General features: G+C 43.9%; 14 protein-coding genes. All 14 read left to right on the top strand.

Annotated elements, in window-relative coordinates:
* The first annotated feature begins 15 nt into the window (after positions 1 to 15).
* The 14 genes from G367_RS0108260 (at position 16) to G367_RS23380 (ending at position 16,694) form a co-directional block, all read left to right on the top strand.
* Positions 16 to 1,224 carry a BaiN/RdsA family NAD(P)/FAD-dependent oxidoreductase gene (locus tag G367_RS0108260; RefSeq protein ID WP_020412647.1) on the top strand — a complete coding sequence of 403 codons (1,209 nt, stop codon included), beginning with the start codon at positions 16 to 18 and terminating at the stop codon, positions 1,222 to 1,224.
* Positions 1,225 to 3,251: 2,027 nt separating this feature from the next.
* Entirely contained in the window at positions 3,252 to 4,319 is a 1,068-nt protein-coding gene (locus G367_RS0108265) for a 3-deoxy-7-phosphoheptulonate synthase (RefSeq protein ID WP_020412648.1), read from the top strand.
* A gap of 207 nt (positions 4,320 to 4,526) precedes the next feature.
* Positions 4,527 to 5,201: a class I SAM-dependent methyltransferase gene (locus tag G367_RS0108270; protein WP_020412649.1), complete on the top strand. Its 675-nt coding sequence runs from the start codon at positions 4,527 to 4,529 to the stop codon at positions 5,199 to 5,201.
* Positions 5,202 to 5,227: 26 nt separating this feature from the next.
* Positions 5,228 to 6,667 (top strand): MFS transporter, encoded by a 1,440-nt coding sequence (locus tag G367_RS0108275; protein WP_020412650.1) that lies wholly within the window; start codon positions 5,228 to 5,230, stop codon positions 6,665 to 6,667.
* The gene (locus G367_RS0108280; protein ID WP_020412651.1) at positions 6,664 to 7,458 is read left to right on the top strand and encodes an SDR family NAD(P)-dependent oxidoreductase; all 795 of its coding nucleotides are present in this window, start codon (positions 6,664 to 6,666) and stop codon (positions 7,456 to 7,458) included. The genes G367_RS0108275 and G367_RS0108280 overlap by 4 nt, the downstream gene beginning before the upstream one ends.
* Complete coding sequence (locus G367_RS0108285; RefSeq protein ID WP_020412652.1) at positions 7,448 to 8,644, top strand: acyl-CoA dehydrogenase family protein; 1,197 nt, start codon at positions 7,448 to 7,450, stop codon at positions 8,642 to 8,644. The genes G367_RS0108280 and G367_RS0108285 overlap by 11 nt, the downstream gene beginning before the upstream one ends.
* Before the next feature lie 148 nt (positions 8,645 to 8,792).
* Positions 8,793 to 10,349, top strand: coding sequence for an AMP-binding protein (locus G367_RS0108290; RefSeq protein ID WP_211214913.1), 1,557 nt, complete (start codon positions 8,793 to 8,795; stop codon positions 10,347 to 10,349).
* Positions 10,330 to 10,617: a phosphopantetheine-binding protein gene (locus tag G367_RS23375; RefSeq protein ID WP_020412654.1), complete on the top strand. Its 288-nt coding sequence runs from the start codon at positions 10,330 to 10,332 to the stop codon at positions 10,615 to 10,617. Before G367_RS0108290 ends, G367_RS23375 begins: the two co-directional genes overlap by 20 nt.
* Positions 10,614 to 11,648: a 3-oxoacyl-[acyl-carrier-protein] synthase III C-terminal domain-containing protein gene (locus G367_RS0108300; protein ID WP_020412655.1), complete on the top strand. Its 1,035-nt coding sequence runs from the start codon at positions 10,614 to 10,616 to the stop codon at positions 11,646 to 11,648. The genes G367_RS23375 and G367_RS0108300 overlap by 4 nt, the downstream gene beginning before the upstream one ends.
* A 31-nt stretch (positions 11,649 to 11,679) precedes the next feature.
* Positions 11,680 to 13,278 carry an MBL fold metallo-hydrolase gene (locus G367_RS0108305; RefSeq protein WP_020412656.1) on the top strand — a complete coding sequence of 533 codons (1,599 nt, stop codon included), beginning with the start codon at positions 11,680 to 11,682 and terminating at the stop codon, positions 13,276 to 13,278.
* Positions 13,279 to 13,335: 57 nt separating this feature from the next.
* Positions 13,336 to 13,794: a PhzA/PhzB family protein gene (locus tag G367_RS0108310; RefSeq protein ID WP_020412657.1), complete on the top strand. Its 459-nt coding sequence runs from the start codon at positions 13,336 to 13,338 to the stop codon at positions 13,792 to 13,794.
* A gap of 103 nt (positions 13,795 to 13,897) precedes the next feature.
* On the top strand, positions 13,898 to 14,518 hold the full coding sequence (locus G367_RS0108315) for an isochorismatase family protein (RefSeq protein ID WP_020412658.1): 621 nt from the start codon (positions 13,898 to 13,900) through the stop codon (positions 14,516 to 14,518).
* A complete protein-coding gene (locus G367_RS0108320) occupies positions 14,515 to 16,416 on the top strand; it encodes an anthranilate synthase family protein (protein ID WP_020412659.1) in 1,902 nt (633 codons plus the stop codon). Before G367_RS0108315 ends, G367_RS0108320 begins: the two co-directional genes overlap by 4 nt.
* Positions 16,401 to 16,694: a hypothetical protein gene (locus G367_RS23380; protein WP_020412660.1), complete on the top strand. Its 294-nt coding sequence runs from the start codon at positions 16,401 to 16,403 to the stop codon at positions 16,692 to 16,694. Before G367_RS0108320 ends, G367_RS23380 begins: the two co-directional genes overlap by 16 nt.
* The last annotated feature ends 106 nt before the right edge of the window (positions 16,695 to 16,800 follow it).

Below are 16,800 nucleotides of genomic sequence, written 5' to 3' on the forward strand. Positions count from 1 at the left end.
ATAAGCTATCTTTCCATGTCTGAAATATCCAATAGCCAGTTGCCTGAGTGCGTCGATGTATTGATTATCGGTGCCGGGGCAGCGGGATTAATGTGTGCTGCCACAGCTGGGCAGCGTGGTCGCAGTGTGCTGGTACTGGACCATGCGAATAAGGTCGGTAAAAAAATTCTGATGTCCGGTGGTGGTCGCTGTAATTTCACCAATCTCTATACCAGCGCTGAAAATTTTTACAGTCGTAATCCCCACTTTTGTAAATCCGCCTTGGCACGTTATAGCCAGTGGGAATTTATTGCACTGGTTGAAAAATATGGGATTCCCTATCACGAGAAAACTCTCGGCCAGCTATTCTGCGATAACAAGTCCAAGGATATCGTCGACCTGCTGCTAGCTGAGTGTCGTGCAGCCAAAGCACAGATTCGCACTCGTTGTTCTGTATCCACGATAAAGGCGCAAGCCGCGGGCTATCAGGTGAAAACCAGTTTGGGCACCGTTACCTGTGAGTCCTTGGTAGTGGCTACAGGTGGTCTTTCGATTCCCACTATGGGGGCTACAGGGTTTGGCTATGAAATTGCCAGGCAGTTTGGCCTGGACTTGGTTCCCACTCGTCCAGCGTTGGTACCTTTTACCCAACACAAACGCCAGCTGGAACGGCAAAGCACTCTGCCGGGTAGTGCTCTTGAAGTCTCTGCCTCCTGTGGCGAGGGCAGTTTCCTAGAGCAAATGCTATTTACTCACCGGGGGGTGAGCGGCCCAGCAGTTTTACAGGCTTCCAGTCACTGGAGTGAAGGCAAGGAAGTTGTAATTAATCTTGCCCCTAACCATAGTCTGCCTGACTGGCTACAGCAGCGTCGCCAACAGAATCCGGAAAGCCATTTACATAGCGTATTGGCCGAGATCTGGAGTAAAAAGCTGGTGCAGTATTTCCTGCAACGAGAAAACCTCTCCAGCCGCCCCTTGAAGCAATTTGGGGACGGTGAACTTCGCGATATGGGTAGCAAGCTGCAAATCTGGAAGCTGGTACCCGCGGGCACCGAGGGGTATCGCACTGCCGAAGTTACCTTGGGTGGGGTGAATACTGAACAGATTTCTTCGCGCACAATGGAATGTAAAACCCAGGCGGGGCTCTTCTTTATTGGGGAAGTGCTTGATGTGACCGGATGGTTGGGAGGTTTTAACTTCCAATGGGCTTGGGCTTCAGGTCATGCTGCAGGGGAGGTTGTCTAATGGCGTCTGGGAACAGTAAAGAGTATACACTCCTAGCACTATAATCTTTGAATAAGTGACTGAAATTATTTAGAGGCTGTAACCCGCTGGTTTATAAAAGCTTTTATTGAATTGATGCCGCCGTCACCTATTCAAATTTACAAGTCTCTTGAAGCTTGTCAAATAGATTTCAAAGTATAGCTTCCACGCCCAATGACGTAGTGGTTCAGCTCTGTGTCCTCTGTGCTTCAACAGTCTCTAGGACCGTGTGACGGCTGTTAAGTGAGCTATATCTATCTGACTATGAACTATTTGTGGCAGTTCTCAGGGAAATGAAAACAGCGATCGGCGGAAAGTTTGGAAAAGCCCGACTATCCGATGAACTCACCCGGACGACTAAAGGTTCCCAACTCCCTTCCTTTTCAGTGGAAATAAATACTGTCTTTTTTTGTAGGCATCACTGTTACACGCTGTGAAGTTGGTCGATTAAAATTCGGCATAAGACCAAAATTATTGCCAGGTCAGGCATAAGTTGGCAGCTATTTTTACTTATACGAGCCATTGCACTTCATGAAATTTATTTTTACCAATCACAGTTTTCTATTATTTTTAAACTCTTATAAGAGATCTCTGCACTAGCCAATTGTCACGGATGGTAAATAAAAGCTCGCCGCTGTTTGGTAAGTGGGGATAAAAATTGATTTTTATCAATTCATATCTCTGGTTGGTAAAACAATATGCATTGTAATGTTCGATGAATAAATTACCTCAGGAGCGCTTTAAAAGTATTGCTATCGATATTTTTTGGTCAAATTAAAAATAAGTGACACCATCGTTTTAAGTAGGTAAAGCTTAAGGCAACCTCTAATGATCTATGAGGGATAAAACTCCAACTAAAAATTGGCCGCGTGAAAATTTTAGAAATATGATTCCTGTAAGGGCTTTGTAAACTTAAGTTTAATTTTTTGTAAAAAATAACAAGCATTTAATACTTTAATGCGATGTTGATTGGTTATACCAAATTTGAAATTTAAAATTATATGAGAAAAAATGTGACATGGTCATCTATTTTGGCCGTGAAAGTTTTATTTTTGCATTGGCGGCTTTTATTTTTTTTTCACCTCTGTAATCTCTGTTTTTAAGTTGACTGCTATGTTTGCTTGAAAAAATTCTGAAGTCCAAAGATGTAAAATTGTAGGTGTAAAGAGTTTCCATCACCTTGCAGATGATCGGTTAATAAATTCAATTAAATAAAGCATGAGTGCCGAGAGTTGAGATTTTAACTGTAGAGGGAATGCTATATTTGTTGTTCATCTGAGGGTGTTCAGTGAAGGGGATGGCTGAAAGATCAAGACGTTATTTGCCAGGTGGAGGTATTTGCCATGGTGGAATTTGAAATTCGCACCAATGTTTCGTTATAAGATTTAATTCTATGAATATCTAGAAAGGTGAAGCAGTTGCTCAAAATGATAACCGTTAAGTGAGTTATGTGTGCCTGCTTTTTATAGTTAAGGGTGAAATTTCTCCACAGAAAAAAAGTATATGACGGTGTTTTGTAATGAAACTGTATATTTTGAATGATAATTTCATCTGAGTTAGCTAGAGCATAGTTTCTTTATAAAGTAATAAGGTTATTATCGATTCATTGCAGGATGCTGTGAAATATTAAAGTGTTGCAATTTACCAAGCCTGAGTTGGTATATAGTAATAATGTCAATATGGCTTTAAGTGTCGGCCATATAAAATTATTTTTATAAAACGGAAGAGTGTAATGCATATTCTTATTGTGAAAACTGATAGTTTTCTTATAAAGAAGAACTAGTCGCTTGTCTGTGACTCTCGTGCAGAAAACACTCTAGTTGTGAATTGATTTAAATCAAGAGTACATTATGTAAGATTTAATTTTTTGTACTGACAGGATTCCTTTTTTGTTGATCTGGAATTTTCACTCTGGTAGGGATTCCTTTGTATTTTAAATTTCACATAGTGGTTAAAGGTATTTAATAGATTGTAAAGTTGGTTTCTATTGTTGAATAAGGATTGTTGATATGCTCGATGTTCTTGTGCCAAGTCAAACCAATAACCTGAATTTTGTTTCAGCTAATCGCATCGTAAGCCCGAGAAAACTCTGGTCCGCCTATCCTGTTAGCGTTGATGTGGCTGATTTTATTCAGCGCTCCAGGCAATCAATAACCGAGATTTTACATGGGAAAGACCCGCGATTTTTAGTAATTGTGGGGCCTTGTTCAATTCATGATATCGATGCCGCCAAGGAATATGCGAGTCGCCTCAAGTCCCTGAGTGACAATTACAGTGAAAATCTACTAATTGTTATGCGGGTCTATTTTGAAAAACCAAGGACGACAGTTGGCTGGAAAGGATTTATCAATGATCCTAAGTTAGATAGCTCCTTTGATGTGGAAGCTGGTCTAACCGCCGCCAGAAAACTATTGATCAACCTGGCGGAGCTTGAAATTCCCGTAGCAACGGAAGTATTGGACCCGGTAACACCTCAGTATCTGGGAGATTTAATAAGCTGGGCGGCCATCGGTGCCAGAACCACTGAGTCACAGACCCATCGTGAAATGGTTAGTGGGTTATCTATGCCGGTTGGATTTAAGAATAATACCGATGGAAATATTCAGGTAGCCATGAATGCCATGAAGTCTGCGTCTGGAAAACACAGTTTTCTTGGAATCGACTCAGATGGAAGAATTTCAGTGATCAACAGCCTGGGAAACCTGAATACTCATATTGTTTTAAGAGGTGGGGAGAATCCCAACTACGAGAAACGAGCAGTCGAAGAGGTAGCTCGCACTCTATCCGAAGCAAGGCTGCCCAGTAATTTGGTAATTGACTGCAGCCATGCAAATTCCAATTACGATTTCAGGCAGCAGAGGGTGGTTGTCGATAACCTTATTCAACAACTAAAACACAGTAATAGCTCAATTGTCGGATTAATGTTGGAAAGTAACCTTAATGAAGGTAAGCAAGCCATTCATTTACCAAAGGATATAATGAAATACGGTGTTTCAGTCACCGACGGCTGTATTGGTTGGGATGAGACAATAGATATCATTTCCCAGGTTAATGACGTTTTTATCCAGCGCCAGTAAAAAATATTTCCATTTATCTCAAGTTGAACTCTAGCCGGTATTTGGAGCTAACCTGTTGGGCTGATATCCATTTGGCCTTAAAGTTTGGATCTTCTATACGAGGTTGGTTCGGTTGAAGTTAAATGAATGCCAGGACAGGAATATTTCGATATAGATTAAATATTCTATTCAAAATATATCGGGCCAAATAGAATTTAAGGATATTTTATGAGCGAATATGATCATGCTGATTTCAATGGTGTGTATGAAGGCAAATCATTAATCGGGAGTGCAGAAATAACGAGCGTTCCCTGGGAAATCGGAGTACCGCAACCCGCGGTTTGCGAAATTCTTGATAGAGCTCATCCCGGTCGCCTGTTGGATATCGGCTGTGGTCTTGGTCGAAACGCAAAAGCAGCTGCTGATCGAGGTTATCAAGTGATAGCAATAGATACTTCTTCTACAGCGATTGAGAAATGCCGGGAAGTATATCCTGATTCCGGCATATCGTTTGAGGTACGTGATGCTTGCAATACGGGTTTGCAGTCGGGGTTCAACTTCATTTTGGATTCGGCAGTTTATCATGCGATACCTGCAGATAAGCGCATCGCCTATTTAGAGGAAATGCGCCGACTGGCCACAAAAGAAACGGTTTTTCATTTGATTACTTTCGCACCCTCGAGACTAGGAATGCCCAAGCCCCTGGCTAACGAACTATCTGAGATTGCAGCTAGTGTTGAGGCCAGTGGCTGGAGCATAAAGTGTGTGGACAGAGTTGAATACAAAGGGAATGCTGCCGCTATTGAAGACTTCCAGAGAAAGAAAGGGTTAAGGATTGAAAAGGATAGTCATGGCAGGACAAGACTACCCGCATGGCATTTAACCCTTCAAGCTTCCGTATAGAAATTCACCAACAAGGAAAAAGAAGAGTGAAATATAAGCACATTTCTTTTGTTGGGCTATGCCTTGGTTTTTTTATTGTCATGATGGATATGACCACTGTGCCATTGATGTACACAACTCTGATGGATGAATTCACGGTCAGTCCAGCCAGGGTTGCCTGGATCAATAATATTTATCTTATCACTTATGCTGCATCTCTTCTTTTGGGGGGGCGGCTCGGAGATTCGACAGATAGAAAAATTGTATTAATAGGTGCACTTCTGGTTTTGGGCTTGGGGGCTGCGATTAGTGGGGCAGGACAAACCTTTGTAGAGGTTATTGTTGGGCGTGCATTGATGGGAATTGGCGCTGGCTTTTTGACATCTCAAAGCATGGCCTACATTTCTATCCTCTTTGCTAAAGGGGGACGGGGGACAGCGTTAGGGATTTGGGGTGCAGTTGCAGGAATTGCAACTGCTACCGGTCCGGTGATTACACAATTACTATTAACGACTGCGGATTGGCGTTGGGTAATGTGGATTAATATTCCTTTTGTGCTGGCCGCTTTAGTTATCGCCCTGCGGTGTTTGCCCGGTGATCCCGGTAGTGGTATCCGACTATCGGAAACCTTTGCCAGTGCAGTTTATGGGCTCTGTCTGGCTGGTGTAATTATAGGTATTCACTATATCAGTGTCGCGGGGATATTACGGGGAGTAGGTATAGCTTTGATATTAATCGGAGCTGCAGTCATTGCTATTTTGATTCGCAAAGAAGTGAAGAATAAAAGTGCTTACATTTTATCCCCTGAGTTGTGGTTTGACGGTACTTTTTTCAGGATCTGTTTTATTTCGGGATTACTGGGATTAGGGGTCGCTAGCTTCTATTTACCATTAGCTTTCCTCCTGGATGTATGCATGAACTTTGGTCCAGTGGCTATCAGTGTACTAATGATGACAATCGCCCTGTCCAACGCCCTGGTGGGCCCCTACGCTGGCCATCTATCCGATCGTATAAAACCTGAAGGAATAGTTAGAAGTGGTTTGATGCTATTTGCTCTTGCCAATGGGTTACTGGGTTTTATTGGTGTTCTTATGCCGGGAGGAACAGTCACTTTTATAGCGCTTTTCCTGGTCATGATGATCGGAGGGGCGGGTACCGGCCTGGCCTTTGCACCGCTCGCCAACTTGGCACTTAGCAGGGTTAGCTTTGAGGCTCTGGGGCGGGCCGCAGCATTTTTTAACTCTATACGTCAGGCGTTGAGTGCTATGGGGGCAGTTATAGTGGCAATTCTTTTTGACTGGATTGTACGGCTGAAATTAGGAATTGATCTCGAGATAACTGCTACCAATCTCCGGGAGTCTCCGGGTATCACGGGATTAGCAACGTTGGTGTGCTTCCTATTGATTGCTCTGGGCTTATCAGTTGCGGCCTATCTGTCTCGAAGCAGTAGGCAGGATTCAGTACAAAGGGAGGTTCTAAATACATGAATATTTGGGTGCTAAGTGGATGTTCAAGTGGGCTGGGTCGTTGCTGGACAGATTCGATCATTAGGGATCGTGGTGAACCGGTTATTGGTATTACTCGCTCTGATAATGCTGCTATAGCAATGTTGGAGGAATACAAAGATCTCTTTGTGCCGTGTATTGCAGATGTCAGAGATTCATTCACGCTAAGCGAAAAATTACATCAAGCGGTTAAGGAAGTTGGAAAACCAACGCGGGTAGTCACTGCTGCCGGTTTCGCACAATTTGGAACACTGGAGGACTTGTCCAGCGAGCAAATCAGGGAGCAGTTTAAAACGAATGTTGAGGGTACGCTTAATGTAATTCGGCCACTAATACCAATGATGCGTGAGGGCGAAGCATCACGAATATTACTGGTTTCGAGTATGAGTGGTGTGGCCTGCTGGCCTCTTTTAGGTGCATATCAAATTAGTAAATATGCTATTGAAGCTATAGCCGATACCTTGCGTCTTGAACTACAGGATTTTGGAATTCAAGTGGGTTGTATTGAACCCGGACCCCATAAAACCGGGTGGGCGACGACTTACGCCCGCCGCCAGGAAACCCGGTCCGAATATAATAAACAAGATCTTGTCAGTCGATCCTCATGTGGTTACACCATTAATGATCCGGCAGCGAGTCTGCCCTTCTTTTGGAAAATGTTTGATTCGTCAGTGATGCCTAAACGTATGGCGACATCGCCTGAGTTTGTTGATTTTGCCATAAAAGAGGCACAGGAAAAAATTAGAGATTGGAGATCCGCGCATGTCGATTAAATTGAATGCTTTACCACTGTCAAGTACTGACAACGATATTGAAATTGAGAGAGTAGTTAGTACTTTTTCTGAGGGGGATCGGGAAGAGCTGTCGAGTGGTTTGATAGAAGTGCTTGGTTCCTCTGACATCGTAAAAATCCTGGATGAAAACAGAGATTCTGGCCCGGGGTCATTACGTGAAGTTCTTCGTGTTTGCCGAATTCTCGGGAAGACCGATGCATCTCTAGCATGGATTGCCGGTGTATCCAATTCAGCGTGGACTATGCGTGGTTGTTTTCATTCGCTAGAGGCACAGCCCTACTCCATGGAGCGGAATAAAATTCTGGCCATGGTACTTGGACGACCAGGGTCGCTGAAAAAAAATCCCACATCGAATCAATGGCTTCTAAATGGTGAATGGCGATACGCATCAGGATCTACCTATGCCAGTTATTTTTTCTGTCTGGCGACCGTTGAAGGTGCGGATACCCAAGATATTCAAGTGGTCGCTGTTCCCGCAGAGCAGCTGGATGTAGCTGCAAGTTGGAACTCAGCTGGCTTGCGAGGTACGCAAAGTCTCACAGTGCGGGCTAGGGATATTGAGATCCCCAATAGTAATGTGGAGAACTATTCTCATATTCTCTCCGGTGAGAATCGTAGGTTAAATGCATTAGCTGGCAGGGAAGAACATGCATCCTACGCAGGTCTTTTCACTGGTGTACTGATGAATTGCCTGGTGGGTTCTATGCTCGGCGCGACAGAAGCAGGTTTGGAGTATGTTGCAGCCGCTGCCGGAAAACACCCTGTTCTTGGTAGTACCTATACATCAATGAGCGATTCGGGGGCTATCAGGTCTGAAATAGGGCGACTTTGGAGCAGTTTTGATATCTACCAGCGGGCAGCGGAATTTAATGCTGACACCATTGACCATGCTGCGCGAAAGCCAGAAATAACATTAACGACTGAAGATCGGGTTGCTATTCGTGGACGTGCGACACAGATCATGCGTGGTTGTTTGTCGATTGTTCAAGACCTGCTTTGGATATATGGAGCTTCGGGACTGGATAAAGGTAGCCCTCTGGAACGAATCTGGAGGGACGTTAATGTGGGAGCCCGCCATGGTGGATTTTCCAAATTTGTACCAGAAGAAGCCATTGGTCTATCAAGAGTTGAGCGTGATCCTAAAGAGCTTACGCGAATGTTTTAACCCGTTTATTCATTAACTTTAGTTAAAAATCCGTCCTACGAATATCGCGTATTTAAGTGGGTACTTGGGAATACTGTTTAGGTCAGAGGTCGTCCTGTTCTGTAGAGCCTAGCCGTGACAGTACAACTGTTTAAGCAGAAGAAAGAGTATGGAAGCGTATAGAGAAACGGTGATGAAGCTGGGTTTTGGGCTACAACCTGTAGTTGAGGCATTAAATAAAGCCCTGGAGGAGAACCCGGAGGCTCCTGCTGTAATACATAACGATAAGGTGAGATCATATCGCCAACTCTGTGAGTCCGCACAAAATATTGCTACCCAATTAACAGAGATGGCTATCTTACCGGGTGAGCGCCTGGCTTTGGATATACCTCGATCCATAGCGCTATATGAGTTGATGCTTGGCTGTTTGATCGCGGGCGTATCCTTTATGTCATTACCCCGGGGCTTCGATAAATCCGAACAGATTCAGGAAGCTAAAAGAGCAAATTGTGTGGGTATCCTGACAGATACTGAATTACCACTTAATGGTGGCCTTTCATTAAGAGGAATTGGGACCTTCTGGAAGTTACCCGAATCAAACCGGGGTCTGGTAAGAAGTGATATCGCCGGTGATGAAGTCTATTGCGTGAGAACCTCTGGTACAACAGGTGAACCCAAAATTGTACCTATTATGCGTGGCCAGCTCTCCTCCTTTTTGGAAAATTCCCAAAAAGCATTGAAAATTGACCTGTATGCTAAATGGTTGTGGACTCACGATCTCTCTTTTGACTACGCGATATGGGAAACCTTTGGGTGCTTGGTGCATTGCGGGTGTCTGGTAGTTCTGGATGAAAATAAAAAGCCTGACGCCAGATCTACACAAAGGTTGATGGCTAAAGCGGGAATAAATGTATTGTCGGTGACGCCCTCTGAATTCCGCTACCTGTTCTCCAGTGAAGCAGGATCTGTAAATTGGGAGGACTACCCTTTAACGGAAATCCTATTTGCAGGAGAGAAGCTCTCAACCAGTACTTTTTCACCCTTCTTTAACCAGTTAGACAAAGCGAAGGTGAGGCTAATTAACGCCTACGGACCTTCGGAGACAACGGTGTTTTGCGCAACTCATGTTGTCACCAAAGGTGACCTGGCTCTGGAGTCGATACCTATCGGCAAGCCTTTTCCCGGCATTAAATTTGAATTGCTGAATTCTAATGATCTGGAAGCCGAAAATTTGGAGCTCAATGGAGCTGACGTTCAGGATTTGGAATTCGGCGAGCTTAAAATTTGTGGTACACAAGTATTTGCGGGCTATGAAGGTGGAGAGCCTCTAACCGATGGATATCACTCTGGGGATATATGCCGGCTCGACGAACAGGGCAGATTTGTTTTTATCGGCCGATCCAGTGGTTACCAAAAAATTAACGGTTTTCGTGTAGAGCCATACGAAATTGAGGAGTATTTACAGTCCCATGAGAAAGTAGATGAGGCTGTGGTTTGGGTCGAGAATACCAGCAATCAAGGAGATCTGTTATTGGCCTGTGTTAGGGGATGCAGAGATGTTGAACTATCAACGCGGGAGCTACGACTGGCCTGCTCAAAGCTACCGCCTTACTTAAGGCCCAGTCGATATAGATTGTTTGATGATAAACAATGGCCGATTAACGAAAGAGGAAAAACCGACAGAATGTCGTTAAGGAGGAGTATGTATGAACAGGAAGAGTACTGATCAAAAAGCGCTAATTCGCGAGGTAGAGCAGCTCCTAAATGAAACGGACGTTCGGCCAACTGATAATTTTATTGAACTGGGTGGGAACTCATTCCTGGCACTTCAGCTCGCGATCAATTTGAAGGACAGGGACAATATTGAGGTTGATGTGGCTCGGCTGTTAGGTAATACCCTGGAATGCGTTTTGATAACGACTGATGTAGAACGTGACAAAACTCAATCTATTCAAACGATCTGTGGACAAACTACTGTGGAGGTCGTGGAATGAGAATGATTGGACTTGGCCATGTCCTGGCTAAACCTCATCGATTGGAGGATTTGGACCATCCTAATGAAATGCATCTGAGGGCAATTCGACACGCCGGATATGACAAATATTGGGTGCACAATGGCAGTGTCCGAGAGTTCGGCGCTCAGGCTGTCGTCAAAGCTTTGGATGAGTCAGGATATAGCGTCGATGATATTGGTTTTATAGTTGGTGGCCAATCCAATGTACCAGATTTCATTGGTATCGACTTCGCATGCCAGATTGGTGCTGAGTTGGGAGGCCTACAAGTTAAAACCCTAAACCTGGTGGAAGGCTGTGGCTCCAGTATCAGTACCTGGATTAGTGCTAGCGCCCTGATAGACAGTTTGGAAGTGGGCCAAGTGGGTGTGATTGTGCATGCCCAACGCGTTAGTGAGCCTCACCTTGATCGGTTCGGATTAATGAATGCGATTCTTACAGATGGCGCTGTGGCTGCCATTGTGAGCAAATCTGATTCGCCGACGAAAGGGTGTAGTTTTTACTATAGGGGAGGTCGTGATATCTCTGAAACCCGCTTCGTGGATATGATGCGAATCGAGCGGGGTGGAGGTCTAAATCCGGTACTACTGCCCAATCATGACAGTCGCGAAGACCAACTCGGTCGTGAAAGGGTAATGGATCTCTATCGTTTTTCCGGTAGTGATCTCGAAGGTTTTCTGAAACTACGTGCTGACAATACTCTTCAAATGATTGAATCCTGTATGGCTGAAGCGGGGTGGAGTTTAAAATCTGAATTTACCCTCTTACATACATTAGAAGGTCGGCAAAGTATGGAGAGTCTGGCATCAAGGCTAGGGATACCATTGGATAAAACCAACGCAGATCTAGTGGCGGAAATCGGCCATATGGGCAGCGCTGAGCAATTAATTTCTCTCGATATCAAGCGGAAGCAGGGAAAGATCCACCCAGGTGATCGGATTGTGCTGAGCGCAATTTCAAGTGGCATGAAGTGGGGATGTTTTTTACTGGAATGTGAAAACCCCAACAAATAAAAATCTGACTAGATCAAAATAGGGATGTTGGATGTCTAGTGACTTGATATACCTGAAAGAAGAAGCCTATTTCGAACCTTTAGTTAATCACTGGTTTGCATGGTCTTATTTAATTCCGCCGGTTCAGGCCGCACGTTACATGGCCATTACGCACAAAAGGATTATGTCTTCTTTTGTTGAAAATGCCAGAGTTCACATTATGGCAGCACAAGTGCCTGCTCTTACGGGTGGAGAATTTCTTAATGCCCGAGCTGACCAGGTGGAAGATATTAAATCACTGTTGCTTGAACTGGAAAATCAACTTACCGATGTACTAGAACTTTCTGAAGCGGTTGAAGAACTGGATAAATTAATCCGTGCCCATAGTGACGGAAAATCGATTGAATACCTGTATAAAAAAACTCCAGAGCCTCTAAGGGGGTTCATTGAGATTGTACAGGACATCAATCACAATCCGGGTTATCGTTTAATAGAACCTTTACTCTATCATTCAAAACACTATCGAAAATCACTACAAAGTGTTTACTTTGGTTTGCTTTCCAGGGTGGGGGAAAGACCATTCTGTTTCTCTACCCCCCGTCTGGCCGATGAGAATCATATGCAATGGATGGTCGATTTCTGCACGCCAGAGGTAGACTTAATAGTTAAATCACGTACAGAAGGAATAGTGCGGGAAGTAGCTGAAGCTATATTTTCAAGAACCGAAGTGCGTGGCGGATTACATTACAATGAATTGTTTACCTCGCAACCGCCGACAAGACGTCATAAGCCAATATCTGATGGTGGAGTAAAATTAACTTTTCTCGGTCATGCCTCATTTATGCTGGAAACCCGTTCGATTAATATTTTAATAGATCCGGTAATTCCTGTTAGAGGTGAACATTATGCCGATGATGTTATCAGTTACTCTGAGCTACCTGAGACAATTAACTATATCTGTATTACCCATAATCATCACGATCATTTCAATCTGGAAACTTTACTACAGTTACGTCATAAAGCGGATAAACTGATTCTACCCGTTAATAATGGTGGAACAATAATTGACCCCTCCATGAAACTAATCGCCCAACAGCTGGGCTTTAAAGTGATAGAGGTGGGCGACATTGAGGAAGTTGAAGTTCCTGATGGAAAAATAGAGGCGATACCTTTTTTGGGAGAGCACGGCGATCTTAATATACGTTCAAAAACCGTTTGGTATATTGAGCTTATGGGTAAGAAATTCTTATTTGGCGCCGATGCCACTAATAGCGATCCAGTAATGTATCGCCATGTTCATAAGTTGGTTGGGGATGTTGATGTTCTGGCTATTGGCATGGAATGTGTTGGGGCGCCTTATACATGGATTTATGGTGCGCTTAACACTAAGCCTGTGAGTAAAGATATCAGTCATTCACGCCGTTTAAACGGCTCAAATGCTGAGCAGGCATATCATATGGTTGAAACCTTCAACGCCCGGCAGGTTTTTCTTTATGCCATGGGATTAGAACCCTGGTACAAATATTTTATGGGTCTGGATTATAAAGATAATTCAGAGCAAATTATTGAATCTGACAAGATGATTAAGCTATGCAGCGATAAAGGAGTAGCTTGCCAGCGACTGGTAGGAAAAAACGTTACTTTTTACTGATAGAGCATCAACGGTGTTCCCTTCGTAAATTTGTTCTACTTCATAGGAGATGACTACATGACTCAAGATGAGCAAAGACAACACAATCGTCGTATTGTTGAAAAGTATATGAATACCCAGGGACAAGATCGATTAAAGCGCCATGAACTGTTTACTGAAGATGGCTGCGGAGGTCTTTGGACCACCGATACTGGTGAGCCCATTATGATACGCAGCAAAAAACTTTTAGCGGAGCATGCTGTATGGTCTCTCAAGTGCTTTCCTGACTGGCTTTGGTTCAACATTAAAATATTTGATGGCCAGAACCCGGATTTCTTTTGGGTAGAGTGTGATGGCAAAGGCCGTATCTGTTTTGAAGGGTATCCAGAAGGTTTCTATGAAAATCATTTTATCCATAGCTTTGAATTTGAGAACGGTAAAATAAAAATTCAACGTGAATTTATGAACCCCTGCAAGCAGTTCGAGGCATTGGGTATTGCGGTACCTCAGATTGTTAGGGCAGGCATACCGGCTTGATTTAGATTGTTTCAAGGGCGAGCAGCTTATTTTACTGCTAAGCCAGAATTATTTTCTTCTTGAAAATATATAATTAAGAGGCTACGGCAATGTGGGGCGGGGCATGAGTATTCCAAGAATCGAGAATTACACACTTCAAGCGTCGGATTTAAGTGCAGACAATATTGTTAATTGGAGCAAAGTAAATAGTCGCAGTATTTTGCTGGTTCATGACATGCAGCAATATTTTCTGAAGATGTTTCCGAACCCACTACGTAGAGCACTGATTGAAAATTGTCAGGCGCTGGTTTTGTACGCAAGAAAACATAACATACCAGTGGTTTATACGGCGCAATGCGGAGATATGTCGGAGAAACAGCGGGGGCTTCTTTTTGATATTTGGGGAAAGGGGATGAGCAACAGTCCTGAGCATACCGCTATTACTGAGGAAATTGCACCTAGGGAAGAAGACTCGGTGCTGGCCAAGTGGCGTTATAGTGCGTTCCATGCCACTTCCCTTGATGATATTTTTCATAATACACACCGCGATCAAATTATTATTTGTGGTGTTTTCGCTCATATTGGGGTTCTCGCTAGTGCTGTGGATGCTTATTCAAGAGATATAGAGGTCTTTCTCGTTCAGGATTCTATTGCTGACTTTTCCAAGCAGGACCATTTGCAAGCATTAAATTATGCGGCGGAATGTTGCGCTAAAGTATTGCCAACAGAGGAGGTATGCCAATGACCTTTGATGGCGCCGCCAATGCATCGAATGTTTTACAAAATGTTATTGATGGTCATTATGATGCCTATGCATTGGTTTACCGACCCGAGCGATATAAACAACCGACACTTGAGGTTTTGACGGGAACCGAGCGCATACTGGAAAATCTGGCTGAACTGGAACTCATTCAGGAAGAGCAGAAAAATACATGTCGTTGGGGAACACTTGTTGTTACCCCATATCGTCAGATTGAAGAACGTGGTTTTACAGTTATCGATGATCAAGTGCCTTTTCGGGCACTTGACGTTGATCAATATAGAACAATACCGCTCGAAACAGGCCTGTCTGAATTACCGGATGTCCCCGTCAATCTCAGAGATGCTCACTTTATACCCGATGATGCAAGTTATGAAAATATAGTAAGGGCAGTGATCGAACAGGAAATTGGAACGGGAGAAGGAGCAAATTTTGTAATCAAGCGTACCTTTACTGGTGAGCTAGCTGATTACAAGGATCACGTTGGATTGACGATTTTCCGCAACTTGGTAAAGCAGGAAAAGGGAGCTTACTGGCTATTTTTTATCAGAATGGGCGATCTTACTTTAGTAGGCGCCTCCCCGGAAATGCATATAAAACTTAATTCGAAATCGCTTTCCATGACGCCTATCAGTGGTACCTACCGATTTCCCTCCTTGGGTCCGACCCAGGATGGACTTTTGGAATTTCTGAATAATGGCAAGGAGGAAGATGAGTTATCAATGGTTCTTGATGAAGAACTGAAAATGATGACTCATATATGTTCTTCCGAAGTCATTGCAAAGGGTCCCTATCTTATTCAGATGTCCCAATTAGCTCATGTTGGTTACCGAATTGAAGGTTCCACGGATTTGCCACTTTCTGAAATATTGAAGCGATCGATGTTTGCACCAACGGTAACTGGCAGTCCTCTTGAAAATGCTACCAGGGTGATAGCCCGCTATGAAACCAGTGGGCGTTCCTACTACAGTGGTTTTGCAGCGATGATCGAAAATAATGATTGTGGGACTTTGCTAGACTCGGCAATTCTTATCCGTACCGCTGAGATATTAAAGAGTGGAGATATGAGAGTAGGAGTAGGTGCTACTTTGGTACGCGATTCTGACCCTCACTCGGAAACTAAAGAAACAGCGGCGAAAGCTGCTGCACTTCAAGCTGCCATGGGTGTCAGTGCAATGGATTCCCTGGCAAAGAAGGAGTGTATTGGCCAGTCTCTACTTAATAGAAATAAACGTCTATCCAGTTTTTGGTTGAGTGGGACTTCAGGTATGAACGATCCTACTTTGGAGCAGGATGAGAGGCTTACAGTTGCGATTCTTGATAATGAAGATGCATTCACTTCAATGATGGAGTACCAACTGCGCGCTGCAGGTTTAAAGGTTAAGGTCGTGCCCCACACCTTAATTAATTCAGTTACAGATTCCAAACTTATTATTGTAGGGCCAGGTCCTGGTGATCCATGTAATCACAACGATCCACGGGTTGTTGCCAGTCGACGTGTGATGACTGAAGCTTGGGAAAATAATCAACCTTTTGTTTCTATCTGTTTTGGTCACCAGATTTTATGCTCGCTTCTAGGTTTACCGATAAAGCCACTTGAACAGCCTAATCAGGGGCTGCAGAAGCAGATTTCTATCTTTGGAAAAACAGAGACAGTCGGCTTTTACAACACATTTACTGCGATATCTGACACGGATTATATCGAAAGTCCGGTAGGTAAAGTACGTATTTATCGTGATCCGGGGTCAAACCAGGTTCACGGGTTACAAGGGCCCAACTTTTGCTCGATGCAATTCCATCCTGAATCAGTATTGACAATGGATGGCTTCAGAATTCTGAGGGATGCCGTTTTATCAATGAGGGTTGAATGCGTATTGAACTAGCCTGGTGGGATCTTGATGATAATGATCCCGCGCCCGATGAGCTTAAGGGCTGTTTAACCGATGAAGTTCTCAAGGAATGGGAGCTTGTGCCTAATATGATAACGAAGCTTTGGCTTGTCTCAGAGGACACTCCCCGCTGGGGTGCTTTAATGATCTGGTGTGGAGATAAACCTAATCTCTCTGATATGCCACCTAATATCTCAGCGGAAATTATTAACAGACCGCCTGATCATCGAATAGCCTTTGATGTGTGCTTTGAAAGCAAACCAGCTGGATAGAAATTCATAGGGCATAGCATCAAAGAATGGCATTAGCCCTTTGCAGGAACTGCAACGCAGTAACCGTGACCTTTAAGGCCCACTCTTCGGGGCTTGCGGAGCGATT

This window comes from Microbulbifer variabilis ATCC 700307, assembly GCF_000380565.1.
Taxonomy (GTDB): domain Bacteria; phylum Pseudomonadota; class Gammaproteobacteria; order Pseudomonadales; family Cellvibrionaceae; genus Microbulbifer; species Microbulbifer variabilis.